The following is a 14,801-nucleotide window of genomic DNA, read 5'->3' on the forward strand; positions in this document are numbered from 1 at the left end:
ACCCGGCCTCGGACCCGGACCCGGACCCCGCCTCAGACCCGGATCCGGCACCAGCCCCGGACCCGGCCTCGGACCCGGACCGGACTCGGGCTCAGACCCGGAACCGGCCTCAGAGCCGGCTTCAGATCCGGACTCGGCGCCAGCCCGTGGCCCCGCCCCGGACACGGCACCAGCCCTTGCCCCGGCCGCACCCGGCCCGTTCGAGTACACCCCGAGCCGAGCTCCAGTCCTCTCCTCGACCGTTGCGTACGCGGCGGAGGTGAGGAGACGACGATGACGGAGGCAGGGCCTGGCGCGGGGGGCCCGGTGGATGCCGTACGGCAGGTGGGACCCCCGCCACAGGTCCTGCCTCCGCGTGGTCCGGCGGCCCGGCGGGGTGCCCTGGAGGCGGTGCTCGGCGACCCGGGCGACGCTGCGAACCCGCTGGGGGACGCCGGGGTGCTCGCGGCGGAGCGCCGCGGGGACCTGCCGCTCGGCGGTGAGCCGTCGCTCGCGTCGTTCGGGCTGCACGAGGACTTCGTGCCCGAGGAGCACGGCGGGCGCCTGGCGGGACTGGACGAGGCCGCCGCCCTGCTGCGGGCGGTGTTCCGGCGGGACGCCGCGCTCGGCCGCGGCTACGGCTCCGCCTCCCTGGGCGCCGCGTTGTACGCGTGGTGCTTCGGCACCGCCGGGCAGCGCGCCACCACCGCCCGCCTGCTGCTCGCCGGTGAGCGGATCGCCGGCGGCGCGACCGTCGAGGAGGGCCTGACCGCGACCGGCGGCGACGGGAAGCCGCTGCGGCTGACCGGCCGTACCGCGGGTCTGGTGAACGCCCCCCGCGCCGCGGGGCTCGTGGTGGTGCCCCGGCACGCGGGGACCGGCGCGGGCCCGGACGGCGAGTCGGTGCTGCTCCTGCGCCGCGGGGACCTGCCGCCGGGCGCGGTGGGGCAGCTGTCGCCGTACGACGTCGGCGTTCCGCCGCGCATCCCCGCCGGTGAACTCGTGCTGGACGACTGGGCGGTGCCGACCGGAACGGTGATCGGCGAGGTGGGCGACGGCCAGTGGGTCACCCGCCGGGTGGCGCAGGCCCGCCTCCCGCTGCTCCCGTCGATGGCGGTCGGCTGCGCCGACACCGCTCTGCGCGCCGTGCTGACGGCGGTGCTGACGGAGCGCGGCGGGGTGCGGGGCATGCGTTCGCGGGTCACGCGCCGCACCGTGGTGGGCGCGTTCGCGGACCTGCTGGCTGCGGACTGCCTGTCGCTGGTGACGCTGCGCTCGCTGCACCTGATGCCGGAACGGTCGAGCATCTGGTCGGCCGCCGCCCGGTATCTGGTGCTGAGGCTGCTCCAGGAGGGCGTGGGCGACCTGATGACGGTGCTGGGGACCGACTCGCTGCGGGACGGGGACGGTCTCGGCACCTTCCACAAGCAGGTCCGCGATCTCGCGGCGATGCCGCCCGGCCCCGCCGGATCGGCCGCCGCCCTCGCCACGCTGCTGCCGCAGCTGCCCACCCTGGCCCGACGCTCCTGGACGGCCCAGGGGCAGCCGGCTCCGGAGGAACTGTTCCGGCCGGACGGGCCGGTGCCGCCCCTGGCGGGCGCGCGGCTGAAGCTGGCGGCGGCCGACGACGGCCTGACCGTGCTGCTCGCGCGGGCCCGCGACGGGCTGGCCGACGAGGGGCTCGCGGACTGGCCGACCGCGCTCTCGGACGAGCTGGCCGCGCTGCGCGACCAGTGCCGGCGCCTGCCCGAACTGGATCCCGCCGTGCTCGCCAACCCGCGCGGCTTCGCCCTGAGCGAGCGCTACGCACTGCTCGCCGCGGCCGCCGCCTGCCTCGGGGTGTGGCGTACGGCCCGGCGCGCGGGCACGGGCGGGTTCCTCGCCGAGCCGGCCTGGCTGCTCACGGCGCTGGGACGGATCTCGGTGCGGCTCGGCCTGCCGGTGACGGCTGCCTCGGCCGACCACGAGGACGTGCTGCTCACCGAGGCCGTACGGCGCTGCCGCGAGGGTCGCAGCCTCGATCTGTACGACACCGCGCTGGGCACACCGGCCCGGCACCGCGAGAAGGGATGAGCATGTCCGTACGCCGTGGTCTGGCAGGGCCGCCTCCGCTGCGCGTCGCCTCCCCCGACGGTCCGTGGGAGGCGCTGAGCGGCGCCGTCCGCGACGGCGGGTACGGGCTGGCGTACGGCCTGGCGAGCGAATGGGCGCCCGCGGCGCGGGGTCCCGCGCTGCGCGGGCTCCTCGGTCACGAGTACGGCCGCTACCTGGCGGTGAACGGCGAGGAGGCCCGCACCCGGTTCGCCGTGTCGCGCCTGGTGCTGAAGCACGGGGCGGCCGCGGTGCTGGGCGCCGACCCGGCCGACCTGGAGCTGGCCCGCCGCCCGAACGGCCGCCCGTACCTGCGGGGCTGCGGACGGCTGGACGTGAGCCTCAGCCACACCGGCGACGTCGTCGCGGTGGGGCTGAGCCGGCTGGGCCCGATCGGCGTGGACGTCGAACCGCAGGACCGGGCGGCGTACGGCACGGGTCTGGAGGAGGACGTGTGCACGGACCATGAGCGGGCGGCCCTGGGATGGCTGCCGGAGGAGGACCGGAACGCCGCGGTGATCCGGCTGTGGACGCTCAAGGAGGCGTACACCAAGGCCCTGGGCCTCGGGATGCGCCTGTCGTTCCGTTCGTTCGGGTTCACCAGCCCGTCGACCCGGACGGCCGCGCCGCGGCTGCTGGGCACGGACGGGCTGCCCGCCGACGACGGGGGCTGGCACTTCGAAACCCACACCCTCGACGACCGGTGCACCCTCAGCGCGGCCGTGGGACCGGCGCCCCATGCCGCCGCCGGGACGGTGGACGCGTCCGGGATGGTGGACAGCGGCCTGATGCGGGCGGTGGTGAGCTGCTCCCGCAAGGACGCCCTGGCCGCCACCGGCGCCGAGGACGGCAGCGGCACCGCGGGGAGGCCCGCGTGAGCCGGCGCTCCCCCGCGGACGCCCGCATGGTCGAGGTCGCCGACGGGGTGTACGCGTACGTCCAGCCGGACGGCGGCTGGTGCCTGAACAACGCGGGGCTGATCACCGCCGGCGGACGGCCCGCGCTGATCGACACGGCGGCGACCGAGGCACGGGCCCTGGCGCTGAGGGAGGCGGTCGCGTCCGTCGCACCGCGTCCCCCGCGCTATGTGGTCAACACCCATCCGCACGGGGACCACACCTTCGGCAACCGGTTCTTCGCGGACGACGCGGTGGTGATCGCCCACGAGGCGACCCGCGCCGAGATGGACCTGGCCCAGCTGCATCTGACCGGACTGTGGCCGGAGGTGTGCTGGGGCGATCTGGCCGTGGAGCTGCCGACCCTGACGTTCCGTGAGCCGGTGACGCTGCATCTGGGCGACGTCCGGGCCGAGTTGACGCATCCGGGCGTGGCGCACACCACCAACGACACGGTGGTGTGGCTGCCCGAGCAGGGAGTGCTGTTCGCGGGCGACCTGGTGATGAACGGGGCCACACCGTTCTGTCTGACCGGGTCCGTCGCGGGCACGATCGACGTCGTCGGCAAGCTGCGGGCGCTCGGCCCGCGGGTCGTCGTGCCCGGTCACGGCCCGGTCGGCGGGCCGGAGTTGCTGGACATCGCCGAGCGGTACCTGCGCTGGGTGCAGGAATTGGCGGGGCGGGGCCTCGCGGCGGGTCTGACCCCGCTGGAGACGGCGCGCGAGGCCGACCTCGGGCCGTACGCGGAACTCCTCGACAGCGAGCGGCTGGTGCCCAATCTGCACCGGGCGTTCGCGGAGGCCGGCGGCGCGCCGCCCGGTCACCCGCTCGACATCGGACTGCTGTTCTCGGAAATGGTCGAGTTCCACGGCCGGCTCCCCGAATGCCACGCGTGAGAGACCGAAAGGGGCAGAAGTGAGTGTCATCCAGGAGACCGAGGAAGCGCCGGTGACCGCCGGTACCACCCGGGCACGGGTGGAGGAGCTGACCTCGCTGCGCGCGGCGGTGGTCGCGGGGCCCGGCGAGAAGGCCACCCAGGCGCAGAAGGCGAAGGGCAAGCTGACCGTACGGGAGCGGCTGGACATCCTCTTCGACGAGGGCTCGTTCGTCGAGATCGAGGGGCTGCGCCGGCACCGCGCCACGGGCTTCGGCCTGGAGGACCGCCGCCCGCACACGGACGGCGTCGTCACCGGCTGGGGCACGGTCGACGGCCGTCCCGTCTTCGCCTACGCCCATGACTTCCGGATCTTCGGCGGCGCGCTCGGTGAGGCGCACGCGCAGAAGATCCACAAGCTGATGGACCTCGCGGAGTCCGCGGGCGCGCCCGTCGTGGGGCTGTGCGACGGGGCGGGCGCGCGTATCCAGGAGGGGGTGACGGCGCTCGCCGGGTACGGCGGCATCTTCCGCCGCAATGTGCGCAACTCCGGGGTGATCCCGCAGATCAGCGTGATCATGGGGCCCTGCGCGGGCGGCGCCGCCTACTCCCCCGCGCTGACGGACTTCGTGTTCATGGTGCGCGGCACCTCGCAGATGTTCATCACGGGCCCCGACGTGGTGCAGGCGGTCACCGGCGAGCAGATCACCCATGACGACCTCGGCGGCGCCGACGTGCACGCCGAGCGGTCCGGGGTGGCGGGGTTCGTGTACGACAACGAGGAGTGCTGCCTGCGGGACGTACGGCACCTGCTGTCGTTCCTGCCGTCGAACAACCGGGAGACGCCGCCCGGCGGCCCCACCTGCGACCCCTCGGACCGGCGCGTGGAGGCGCTGGTGGACCTGGTGCCGGCCGACCCGAACCAGGCGTACGACATGGCGAAGGTGATCGAGGAGATCGCGGACCACGGCGAGGTCTTCGAGGTCCACGAGCGGTGGGCGCCGAACGTGATCTGCGCGCTGACCCGCATGGGCGGCGAGGTGGTGGGCGTCGTCGCGAACCAGCCGCAGCGGATGGCCGGGGTGCTGGACATCGAGGCCAGCGAGAAGGCCGCCCGTTTCGTGCAGATGTGCGACGCCTTCAACATTCCGCTGGTGACCCTGGTGGACGTGCCGGGCTTCCTGCCGGGCGTGGACCAGGAGCACGGCGGTGTCATCCGGCACGGCGCCAAGCTGCTGTACGCCTACTGCAACGCCACCGTGCCGCGGGTCCAGCTCATCCTGCGCAAGGCCTACGGCGGCGCCTACATCGTCATGGACTCGCGGTCCATCGGCACGGACGTGTCGCTGGCGTGGCCGATCAACGAGATCGCCGTGATGGGCGCGGAGGGCGCCGCGGGCGTCGTCTTCCGCCGGCAGATCGCGCAGGCGGACGACCCGGACGCCATGCGGGCCCGCCTGGTCAAGGAGTACAAGGAGGAGCTGATGCACCCGTACTACGCGGCGGAGCGGGGTCTCGTCGACGACGTCATCGACCCGGCCGACACCCGGTCCGTCCTGATCCGCACCCTGTCCGTGCTGCGCTCCAAGCACGCGCCCCTGCCCAGCCGCAAGCACGGGAACCAGCCCCAGTGAGCGCCGACGGCACGCCCACCGGACCGGAGGCGGAGACACGGGCCGTTCTCGGCGGCGCGTCCTGGCGGATCACCCGCGGCGATCCCACGCCGGAGGAACTGGCCGCGCTGGCCGTGGTCCTGGCGACCCGTCTGGGGGCCGCGCACACCGACGACGGCACCGCGGCGCCGCTGCGCGGCGCGTCCTGGGACGGCGGGCCGGGGCGCCGCCCGGCGCCCGCCTGGACCGCACGCTCCCTGCCGGGCTGGCGCTCGGCGGCCTGACGACCCGTCAAGGCCGCGCGGCGCAAGGAGAACAGGGCGAGAGTGACACTCTCGCCCTGTCGGCGTAGGGGGGCACCTCGCACCACGCCTACCGTTCTGGTCATCACCTCACAGAACGCGGCAACCGGCATTCTTCGCCCCCACATGTAGAGGAGCAAGCGTGGTGCGGTTCAACCTCATCGGCCCGTTCGAGATCGTCGCGCAGGACGGCAGGTCCTATCTGCCGAGCACGCCGAAGGTGTGCCAGACCCTGGCGTTGCTGCTGACCCGGGCGAACGAGATCGTCACGTCCGATTCCCTCATCCACGAACTGTGGGGCGAGAGCCCGCCCCGCAGCGCCGTCACGACCCTCCAGACGTACGTCTACCACGCACGGCGGATGTTCGTGTCCGAGAACCTCGTCCCCGCCGAGCGGCCCCTCCTGGTCACCCGGGCCCCCGGCTACGCCGTCCAGGTCGAGGACGACGAGGTCGACATACGGATCTTCGAGCGGCTGGTCGCCGAGGCGCACACCGACCTCGGGGCGCACCGCTACGAGTCGGCGGTGCGCAGGATCGACGGGGCCCTGGAGCTGTGGCGGGGGCCCGCCCTGTCCAACATCCCCGCCGGTGACCTGCTCACCGGGCACATCGTGCACCTGGAGGAGCTGCGCATCCGGGCGCTGGAGATCCGGATCGAGGCGGAGGGCGGGCTGAACCGGCACCGCGAGTCCATTCCTCAGCTGCGCAAGCTCGTCAACGACTACCCGCTCAACGAGTGGTTCCACAGTCGGCTCATCATGGCGCTGGGCTCCTCAGGGCGGCGCGCGGAGGCTCTCCAGGCGTACCAGAACCTGCGGCGCATCCTCGCGGACGAGCTGGGCCTGGAGCCCTCCGCGGACCTTCAGCGGCTCCAGCTGGAACTGCTCGGTTCCCGACCGGACGGCGGGACGCGGGGGACCCCGCACTCCGGTTCCGGGAACACCGCGCAGGGGCCCACGCGGCTGCCCGTCTTCACCTGAGCACTTCACACGTTCGCCCCCGCCGGCCCTGGGCCGGCGGGGGCGAACGTGTATCGGGGGACCGTACGGCTCAGGACTTCTTCGCCGCGAAGTCGCGGACGCTCTCGGCGATCCAGTCGACGCGCTGCTCGTCCAGGCCCGGATAGACGCCCACCCAGAAGGTGTGCTCGGCGACGAGGTCACTGTTCACCAGGGAGCCCACCACGCGGTGGGGGCGGTCCTGGTAGGCCGGGTGCCGGGTGAGGTTGCCGGCGAAGAAGCGACGGGTGCCGATCTTGCGTGCCTCCAGGAAGTCCACCAGGTCCTTGCGGGTGAAACGGGCCTCGGGCCGGACCGTGAGGGCGAAACCGAACCAGCTGGGGTCGCTGTCGGGGGTCGCCTCGGGCAGGATCAGCCCGGGCACGCCGTCCAGTTGCTCCCGCAGACGGCGCCAGTTGGCGCGGCGGGCGTCGCCGAAGGCGTCCAGCCGACGGAGCTGGCTCAGGCCGAGGGCGGCCTGGAGGTCGGTGGCCTTCAGGTTGTAACCGACGTGGGAGAAGATGTACTTGTGGTCGTAGCCGTGCGGCAGAGTACCCATCTGGTAGTCGAACCGCTTGAAGCAGCGGTTGTTCTCGCCCGGCTCGCACCAGCAGTCCCGGCCCCAGTCGCGCAGTGACTCCACGATCCGGGCCAGCGACAGATTGCTGGTGAGGACGCAGCCGCCCTCGCCCATCGCGATGTGGTGCGCCGGGTAGAAGCTGGTCGTAGCGATGTCGCCGAAGGTGCCGGTGAGTTTGGAGCGGTAGGTCGAGCCGACGGCGTCGCAGTTGTCCTCGATCAGGAACAGGTCGTGTTCCTCGGCGAGCGCGGCGATCTCCTCGACGGCGAACGGGTTGCCCAGGGCGTGGGCGATCATGATGGCCTTCGTGCGCGGGCCGATGGCCGCGGCCACCCGCTCCGGTGTGGTGTTGTACGTCGGGATGTCGACGTCGACGAAGACGGGTACGAGGCCGTTCTGGATGATCGGGTTGACGGTGGTCGGGAAGCCCGCCGCGACGGTGATCACCTCGTCGCCGGGCCGCAGCCGGCGGTCCTCCAGCAGGTGCGAGGTGAACGCGGACAGCGCCAGCAGGTTCGCGGAGGAACCGGAGTTGGCGAGGTGGGCCTTGCGCAGCTTGAAGTACCGGGCGAAGTCCCGCTCGAAGCGGCGGGAGCTGACCCCCGAGGCGATCCGCATCTCCAGCGCGGCCTCGACGAGCGCCGCCCGGTCCTCGGCGTCGAAGACGGCGCCGGAGGGCCACACCTCGGTCTCGCCGGGCACGAACGTGCCTCCCCCGCCGCCGTGCTGGTCGCCGTGGGCGTGGTAGTCACGGACCTGTTCCAGGATGCGGGCCTTGGCCGTCGCCCGCTCCTGCTTGGCCTCGGGGGAACCGGTCACCAGGGTCTCGGTCATCGTGCATCGCCTCCCACGGCGTACTGGGCCTGTCGTCGGATGTCGGCGGTGAGCTCCGCCTGTCGGGTACTGATCGCGCCGGACGTACCGGCCTCGTCGCCGGTCGGGTCGTCGGTCGTGCCGCCCGCCGTGCCGCCCCCCGTACGGCCCTTCGGGTCGCCGGTCGCCTCGCCGCCGCGGACGGCGCGGGCGAACGCCTCGACGCCGCCGAGGCACTGGTCGTACGGCTCCAGCTCATGGCGCCGGACGCCGTCCGGGCCCTCCAGCAGCAGGACGGGGCGGTGGTCGGGGGGCGGGGTGAAGGCGTGGTCGAGGCGGAGCCTGCCGGTGCTGCCGAGCACCTCGTAGCGGGACGTGTACCGGTGCTCCATGCCGAAGGTGAGATGGGCGGTGGCGCCGTCCGCGTCCCGGCACAGCAGGGCGGCGCCTCCCACGTCGACGCCGCGCGCGGGATCGGCGCGCAGCACCGCGCCGGCGACCCGCAGCGCCGGACCGAGCAGCAACTGCGCGGCGCGCAGGGGGTACACGCCGACGTCGAGGAGGGCGCCGCCGCCGAGGTCGGGGCGGTAGCGGATGTCCGCCGGGGGCCGCGGGGGGATGGCGAAGGCGGCCGAGACCGCGCGGACCTCGCCGACGACGCCCCGCGCGATCAGGTCGAGCACCGCCCGGTGCTGCGGGTGGTGGACGAACAGGTGGTTCTCCCACAGCACCAGCCCCGACTTCCGCGCCAGGGCGACCAGTTCGGCGGTCGTACCGGGGTCGGTGGTCAGCGGCTTCTCGGCGAGGACGTGCTTGCCGGCCTCCAGGGCGGCGCGCACCCAGTCGGCGTGCAGCGCCGCCGGCACCGGCACGTACACCGCGTCCACGCGGGGGTCGGCGAGGACCGCCCGGTAGTCGGGCAGCGCGTCGGCCCCGTACGCGGCGGCCAGGGTCCTCGCGCGATCGGGGTCGCGGCTCGCCACGGCGGTCAGGGTGATGCCGGGCGCGCGGGACACGGCGGGCAGGATCCGGCGGACGGCGATGTCGGCGGCGCCCAGCAGGCCGAGCCGTACGGTGCGCCCGGTCATCGGTCACGCTGCCGCAGGAAGCGCAGGCAGGTCAGGAGATTGCGGGCCTCGACGTTGACGTGGTTGGAGTACCGCAGCAGGCTGCCGAGTTGTCCGGGCGTCATCCAGATGTGGTCCTCGCCCGCGTCGAGGGGCACGCCGTCGTCGGCCTCGACGGCGAGGTAGCGGTTCTCGGCGTGGTGGAAGCGGCCGCCCTCCTCCGAGTGCACCACGTCGAACAGGATCCGCGACGGGTCCGCCGACAGGACCGTGTCCAGGAAGCGGGGCCGCTCCTCCTCGGGGCGGCCGTCGTAGTTGGCCGGGCAGCACTGCACGGTCGGCGCCATCTCGGCGATGTCGCGGGAGCCGGCCTCCGTGCGGGCGTTCACCAGCACATGGCGGCGGCCGTCGATCCGCCGGGTTAGGAAGGCGATCACACCGCGTCCGGCGGGGGCCAGCATCGGCTGCGACCAGCGGGCCACCTCGCGGCCGTCCGCCTCGACGTCCACGCCGATCACCGAGAAGTAGCGGCCCTCCTCGTGGACGAAGCGGTCCCCGGTGTGGGTCCAGCCCTTCACCTCGGCGAGCGGGATACGCCGCCGGTGCAGGTCCTGCGGGGCCTTGACGTCGGTGAACCAGCTGAGCAGCTCGGTCATCGAGTGCAGGCCGCGGTCCTCGGCGCCGGGAGCGCCGAGGTCGTCGGGCCAGGGCTCCGGCAGGCCCGACAGGACGGTGCGGGTGTCCATGTTGACGACGTTGTCCAGGGCGAGCAGGTCCCCGATCTGCTCCAGGGTCAGCCAGCAGAAGCCCTCGCGCGGCGGCACGTCCTCGTCGGGCGGCAGCTCCACGATCATGTTGCGGTTGCGTTTGCTGTGGAACCAGGAGCCCTGCTCGGACTGGAGCGCGTCGAACAGGACCCGCCGCCGGGGCGGCGCCAGGAAGTACTCCAGGTACGGGACGGCGCCGCCCTGGTGGACGCGGGTGAAGTTGGACCGGGTGGCCTGCACGGTCGGGGACATCTGCAGGACGTTGATGTTGCCCGGCTCCACCTTGGCCTGGAGCAGGAAGTGCCGTACGCCGTCGAAGTCCTTGACGAGGATGCCGAGGATGCCGGCCTCGGGCTGCACGATGATCGGCTGCGTCCAGGACCGGGTCTCGCGGCGGCCGGTGGTGATCTCGACGCCCTCGACGGTGAAGAACTTCCCCGTGCGGTGCCGCAGGTTGCCGGTCTCCGGGTCGCTCGCCCAGCCGTCCAGGGCGTCGAGCGGCACGGGCGTCACCCGGTGCCGGTGGGTGCGGTTCCGTTCGGCGAACCAGTCGAGGAACTCCGACGTCTGTCGGAAGCGGAACACAGTGGGGAACACGGTGGGGCCCTCCCGGTCGGCTGCTGTGCCGCCAGCATTCGGCACGGCGGTAGAAGGGGGCTCGAAGTCGGGGCGCGGCGGTGACCGGGGGTTCTCGGGGGAAACGGGACCGGCGGGTGCCGTGGAGGCACCCGCCGGTCGGGGGCGCGGGCCCGAGGGGTCCGCGCGGGCCGTCATCAGGTCTGGCGGTCGCCGACCTCCGCCAGCGCCTTGAGGACGGCGGTCTGCCGGGTGTCGCGCTCGCGCACCAGCTCCTCGTACGACGAGCCGCCGTACACCTGCTCGGCCTGCTCGATGAGGGACTGGATCGTGTCCTCGTCCAGGGTGGGGCGGCCGAGCAGCTCCCAGCCCTTCTCCAGGCCGGAGCCGAGCGTGCCGAGCCACTTGCGCAGGCCACCGGTGCCGCCGCCCAGGTGGAAGGCGAGGAAGGGGCCCACGGTGGCCCAGCGCAGCCCGATGGAGTGCGTGACGACGCGGTCCAGCTCCTCCAGGGAGACCACGCCCTCCTTCACCAGGTGGATCGACTCGCGCAGCAGCGCGGACTGGAGCCGGTTCGCCGCGAACGCGAGGACCGGCTTGCGCAGCACCACCGGGACCCGGCTCACCGACTCGAAGAACGCGACGGCCTCCCGCACCGCCTCCGGGGAGGTGCGTTCACCGGCGACGACCTCCACGAGGGGCACGACATGCGGCGGGTTGAAGGGGTGGCCGACCACGAGCCGGGCGGAGTCGGCCATGAGGGCGCCCATGTCGTCGGGGTTCAGGGTGGAGGTGGAGGACAGGATCAGCGCGTCGGGCCGGGCCGCCTTGCCGATCCGGGCGAAGAGTTCCTGCTTGAGCTCCAGGTTCTCCGGCGCGTTCTCCACGATGACGTCGGCGTCCGCGACGGCACGCTCCACGTCGGGCTCGAACTCCAGGCGCTCCGCGAAGGAGGCCGGGTCCTCGCTTCCCTCGGGGAGGAACGGGGCGAACAGGTCGAGGGCCTCCTGGACGATGCGCGGCGCGTCGGGCCTGCGGCTGTTGACGCGGACGCGCAGTCCGTGGCCGAGGAACAGCGCGATCCAGCCGAGGCCGATGGTGCCGGCGCCGACGACGGTGACCGTCCGCGGCGGTGCTGGGGGCGTCATGGGTGGGTGCCTCGCTTCGGGGTCGACGGGCCGGCGGTCACCGGGCGGCGGACAGCTTCGGGATGACCTGCTCGGCCATCAACCGCATGGTCGTGGCGGCGTCCTCGAAGGACAGATGGCCGGAGTGGACGCCGAGGCTGATGGTGATGTCGTCGCCGAACCACTCGGCGATCTGCTCCAGTTGGGCGCGGACCTGGTCCGGGGCGCCGATGAGGAGCTTGTTCTGCGCCAGCTTCCCCTCGAAGTGCGAGGTCCTCGTGGCCTCGACGAGCTTCTCGTAGCCGGGGTAGGCGGAACTGCGGGTGGTCTCCCAGGAGGCGACGGCGGCGCGGATCGCCGCGGAGTTGCGGTCGTCGTCGTGACGGCCCTTGGTCCGGGCCGTGTCGCCGTCCTCGGACACCACGCACGGGTAACTGAAGTGGATCTGCTCGGTGCCCGGGGTGCGGCCGGAGGCGGCCCACTCCTCGCGGTAGACGGCGAGCCGGCTCTGGAGCTCCTCGGTGGACATCACGTTGGGCACGGTCTGGAGGTGGTGCCCGGCGCGGCCCGCCTCGGCGCACGACTCGGCGCTGCGGGCGGTGGTGACGAACACCGGCGGGTGCGGGTCCTGCACCGGGCGGGGCAGCAGGGTGACCGGGCCGAAGCGGTGGAAGCGGCCCTCGAAGACCACGTCCTCCTCGGCCCACAGCCGCTTGATCGCCTCGACGCCCTCGACGAAGCGGTCCTTGGACTCGTCGATGGGGATGCCGAACGCCGTGAACTCGTCGGGCAGGAAGGCCCGTCCGAACGCGGCGTCGACCCGGCCGCCCGACATGGCGTCGAGCATGGCCAGCTTGCCCGCCAGCTTCACCGGGTGCTGGAAGGCGGGGATGGTGGCGCTGGTGCCCAGCCGGACCCGGCGGGTGCGGCCCGCGGCGGCCGCCAGGAACGTCACCGGGTCGGGGCTGTAGCCGCCGTACGCGAAGAAGTAGTGCTCGACCATCTTCACGTGGTCGAAGCCCAGTTCCTCGGCGAGGTCCACCAGGCGCAGCGCCTCGTCGAAGTACTGCGGGGCCGGTTTGTCGGCCGGGCCGACGGTGGGGAAGAAGACGATGCCGAACTTCATCGTGTGCTCCTCAGTCCCGGGCCGAGCCGTCGTGGGTCAGATCGCGCTGCCGCACCTGCCAGGCGCCGTTCACCCGGACGAGGTGGTCGTGGCAGACGACGCTGGCGAAGATCTCCAGCTGCCCGCCGCGCGGGGTGCGCATGGCGAGGGCGTACGCGCGGGTGCGCACCGAACCGTCGTCCTGGGGGCGGACGTCGAGCATGCCCAGCCAGTGCCGGAAGTCGATCTTGTCGGCGTCGAGCCGCTCCTGCCGCGCCCGGGACGAGGCGCGGATGACCTCGCGGCCGCGCAGCGGCTCGGCCAGCCGGCTGGCCTCGGCGAACACCGCGTCGGTGGTGAAGGTGTCGGCCCAGTCGTCGGGCCTGCCGTCGTCCAGCAGGCCCATCTGGCGGGCGTAGAACTGCTGGATCTCCGCGTACAGGTCGGCCGGGGCGAACGACGCCGTCGCCTGGTCCGGGGTGATGGGGTGGCTCATGCCAGCTGCCTTCCGTAGGTCGTGTGACAGGTCGGTACGAGGACGGGGCGGCGCCGGGGGTCAGCCGGCGGCGGGCTCCAGCAGCCGGGCGCCGTACGCCCCGCCCGCGGTGTCGAAGCGCAGGGCGACATGGCTGGCCAGGCAGTGCACGTCGCGCCAGATCCGCTGGAGGGGGTGGGCCGCGAGCTGGCCGGTGCTGCCGACGGTGCGGAACAGCTGCCCGACGACGTCGACGAGCTGGTCCACGGCGTGCGCGCAGTCGGCGGGGTTGCGCACCTGCTCCAGGGGGGTCGCCGCGGGGGCGTCGGCGACCCGGGCCGCGCGCTCCAGCAGCAGCTGGGCCGCGTCGACCGTGACGGCGGCGCGGGCGAGGGCGATCCGGGGGCCGGGGTTGCGTTCGTCGGTGTCCATCGCCGTGTGCTCGGACCACACCCGCAGCGCGCCGCGGGCCGCGCCGAGCGCGGGGGCGGCGAACAGCAGGCCGCTGACCAGCCGCAGCGGAACGGTGTGGCAGCGGGCGGTGGAGGCCACGGCGCGCCCGGCGAGCATGGTGTCGCGGGCGAAGCCGCGGTGCCGGGGGACGAAGACGTTGTCGACGGTGAGGGTGTGGCTGCCGGTGCCGCGCATGCCGATCGCCGACCAGGTGTCGACGACCTGGTAGTCGGCGCGGGGCAGCGCGAAGAACCAGGGCACGTGCCGGTCGTCCTGCGGCACCAGCGCGCACACCAGCGCCCAGTCGGAGAAGCCGACGGCGCTGGTGAACTCCCATTCGCCGGTCACCCGCCAGCCGTCCGCGACCTCCGTGACCGCGCCCCTCGGCATGAGCGCGCCGACGACCACGGTGTCGGGGCCGCGCTCCCACAGTTCCCGCTGGCCCCGCTCGGGCAGATAGGCGCCCATGCGGGCGGCGCCCGCGACGACCGACGCGCACCAGGCGGCCGAGGTGCAGCCCTCCGCCAGCGCGGCGACCGCGTCCAGCAGTTCCCGGGCGCCGCCGTCGGCGCCGCCGAAGCGGGCGGGCACGAAGTGCCGTGCGAAGCCGGCGCGGACGATGCCGTCCGTCACCGCCGGTGCCAGTTCCCGGTCGGTGTCCGCGTCGGCGGCGTACCGGGCCGCGGTCGCGGCGAGGTCACCGGCGCGCTCCGGCAGACCGGTTCGGCTGGTTGTCGACTGGCTCGGCATAGAACCCACTTCCTCACCCGGTGATCTGCTGGAACACGTCCGGCACCGCCGCACGCCGCCCACCGTGCGGGGGCCCGGTGGAACCGGTCTCGAGCCGCGCTCGACGGGGCGCCCGAGTCGGGGGGACGAGCCGCCCGCCCCGCGGCGCGACTGGGCGACCCACGGTGGCCGCCGGGGGTCGGGGGCCGATCCAGGACGTCTTGAGGCCCGCTCGACACGGGGCCCTCCGGGGGGGCGGCGGAGGACTACCAGGGTCGTCCGGGGCCGCGGGACATCGGCCGGGGCCGCCGGGGGTTGACCGGGGGCACCGGAGGTCGACCGGAGGCACCGGAG

The 14,801-nt window shown here is 73.7% G+C and carries 13 protein-coding genes; 6 read left to right on the top strand and 7 right to left on the bottom strand.

Annotated elements, in window-relative coordinates:
- The first annotated feature begins 273 nt into the window (after positions 1-273).
- The 6 genes from AOK15_RS19875 (at position 274) to AOK15_RS19900 (ending at position 6,737) form a co-directional block, all read left to right on the top strand.
- The gene (locus AOK15_RS19875; RefSeq protein WP_157870312.1) at positions 274-2,052 is read left to right on the top strand and encodes an acyl-CoA dehydrogenase family protein; all 1,779 of its coding nucleotides are present in this window, start codon (positions 274-276) and stop codon (positions 2,050-2,052) included.
- Positions 2,053-2,054: 2 nt separating this feature from the next.
- On the top strand, positions 2,055-2,948 hold the full coding sequence (locus tag AOK15_RS19880; protein WP_055518717.1) for a 4'-phosphopantetheinyl transferase family protein: 894 nt from the start codon (positions 2,055-2,057) through the stop codon (positions 2,946-2,948).
- Complete coding sequence (locus tag AOK15_RS19885; protein ID WP_338059914.1) at positions 2,945-3,862, top strand: MBL fold metallo-hydrolase; 918 nt, start codon at positions 2,945-2,947, stop codon at positions 3,860-3,862. The genes AOK15_RS19880 and AOK15_RS19885 overlap by 4 nt, the downstream gene beginning before the upstream one ends.
- Positions 3,863-3,881: 19 nt before the next feature.
- The gene (locus tag AOK15_RS19890) at positions 3,882-5,474 is read left to right on the top strand and encodes an acyl-CoA carboxylase subunit beta (protein ID WP_055518720.1); all 1,593 of its coding nucleotides are present in this window, start codon (positions 3,882-3,884) and stop codon (positions 5,472-5,474) included.
- The gene (locus tag AOK15_RS19895; protein ID WP_055518722.1) at positions 5,471-5,737 is read left to right on the top strand and encodes an acyl-CoA carboxylase epsilon subunit; all 267 of its coding nucleotides are present in this window, start codon (positions 5,471-5,473) and stop codon (positions 5,735-5,737) included. Before AOK15_RS19890 ends, AOK15_RS19895 begins: the two co-directional genes overlap by 4 nt.
- A 160-nt stretch (positions 5,738-5,897) precedes the next feature.
- Positions 5,898-6,737: an AfsR/SARP family transcriptional regulator gene (locus AOK15_RS19900; protein WP_240508507.1), complete on the top strand. Its 840-nt coding sequence runs from the start codon at positions 5,898-5,900 to the stop codon at positions 6,735-6,737.
- A 70-nt stretch (positions 6,738-6,807) separates the two neighbouring features.
- Here the strand turns inward: AOK15_RS19900 and rfbH are convergent, their stop codons facing one another.
- The 7 genes from rfbH to AOK15_RS19935 form a co-directional block, all read right to left on the bottom strand.
- The gene (rfbH, locus tag AOK15_RS19905; RefSeq protein ID WP_079058585.1) at positions 6,808-8,169 is read right to left on the bottom strand and encodes a lipopolysaccharide biosynthesis protein RfbH; all 1,362 of its coding nucleotides are present in this window, start codon (positions 8,167-8,169) and stop codon (positions 6,808-6,810) included.
- A complete protein-coding gene (locus AOK15_RS19910) occupies positions 8,166-9,236 on the bottom strand; it encodes a Gfo/Idh/MocA family protein (protein WP_055518724.1) in 1,071 nt (356 codons plus the stop codon). The genes rfbH and AOK15_RS19910 overlap by 4 nt, the downstream gene beginning before the upstream one ends.
- Positions 9,233-10,579 (bottom strand): NDP-hexose 2,3-dehydratase family protein, encoded by a 1,347-nt coding sequence (locus AOK15_RS19915; protein WP_240508508.1) that lies wholly within the window; start codon positions 10,577-10,579, stop codon positions 9,233-9,235. Before AOK15_RS19915 ends, AOK15_RS19910 begins: the two co-directional genes overlap by 4 nt.
- Positions 10,580-10,755: 176 nt before the next feature.
- Positions 10,756-11,706, bottom strand: coding sequence for a 3-hydroxyacyl-CoA dehydrogenase NAD-binding domain-containing protein (locus AOK15_RS19920; RefSeq protein ID WP_055518729.1), 951 nt, complete (start codon positions 11,704-11,706; stop codon positions 10,756-10,758).
- A 37-nt stretch (positions 11,707-11,743) separates the two neighbouring features.
- A complete protein-coding gene (locus AOK15_RS19925; protein WP_055518732.1) occupies positions 11,744-12,811 on the bottom strand; it encodes an LLM class flavin-dependent oxidoreductase in 1,068 nt (355 codons plus the stop codon).
- Positions 12,812-12,821: 10 nt separating this feature from the next.
- Positions 12,822-13,286 carry a nuclear transport factor 2 family protein gene (locus AOK15_RS19930; RefSeq protein WP_055518734.1) on the bottom strand — a complete coding sequence of 155 codons (465 nt, stop codon included), beginning with the start codon at positions 13,284-13,286 and terminating at the stop codon, positions 12,822-12,824.
- A gap of 60 nt (positions 13,287-13,346) precedes the next feature.
- Positions 13,347-14,468, bottom strand: a complete 1,122-nt coding sequence (locus AOK15_RS19935; RefSeq protein ID WP_055518736.1) for an acyl-CoA dehydrogenase family protein — start codon at positions 14,466-14,468, stop codon at positions 13,347-13,349.
- Positions 14,469-14,801: the final 333 nt, after the last annotated feature.

The organism is Streptomyces ossamyceticus, from assembly GCF_001418475.1.
Lineage (GTDB): Bacteria > Actinomycetota > Actinomycetes > Streptomycetales > Streptomycetaceae > Streptomyces > Streptomyces ossamyceticus.

What these genes read in the sequence shown, in the direction of transcription:
- AOK15_RS19920 (WP_055518729.1), bottom strand. Translation starts at nt 11,706, where the DNA reads ATGACGCCCCCAGCACCGCCGCGGACGGTCACCGTCGTCGGCGCCGGC.
- AOK15_RS19875 (WP_157870312.1), top strand. Translation starts at nt 274, where the DNA reads ATGACGGAGGCAGGGCCTGGCGCGGGGGGCCCGGTGGATGCCGTACGG.
- AOK15_RS19935 (WP_055518736.1), bottom strand. Translation starts at nt 14,468, where the DNA reads ATGCCGAGCCAGTCGACAACCAGCCGAACCGGTCTGCCGGAGCGCGCC.
- AOK15_RS19925 (WP_055518732.1), bottom strand. Translation starts at nt 12,811, where the DNA reads ATGAAGTTCGGCATCGTCTTCTTCCCCACCGTCGGCCCGGCCGACAAA.
- AOK15_RS19930 (WP_055518734.1), bottom strand. Translation starts at nt 13,286, where the DNA reads ATGAGCCACCCCATCACCCCGGACCAGGCGACGGCGTCGTTCGCCCCG.
- rfbH (WP_079058585.1), bottom strand. Translation starts at nt 8,169, where the DNA reads ATGACCGAGACCCTGGTGACCGGTTCCCCCGAGGCCAAGCAGGAGCGG.
- AOK15_RS19910 (WP_055518724.1), bottom strand. Translation starts at nt 9,236, where the DNA reads ATGACCGGGCGCACCGTACGGCTCGGCCTGCTGGGCGCCGCCGACATC.
- AOK15_RS19880 (WP_055518717.1), top strand. Translation starts at nt 2,055, where the DNA reads ATGTCCGTACGCCGTGGTCTGGCAGGGCCGCCTCCGCTGCGCGTCGCC.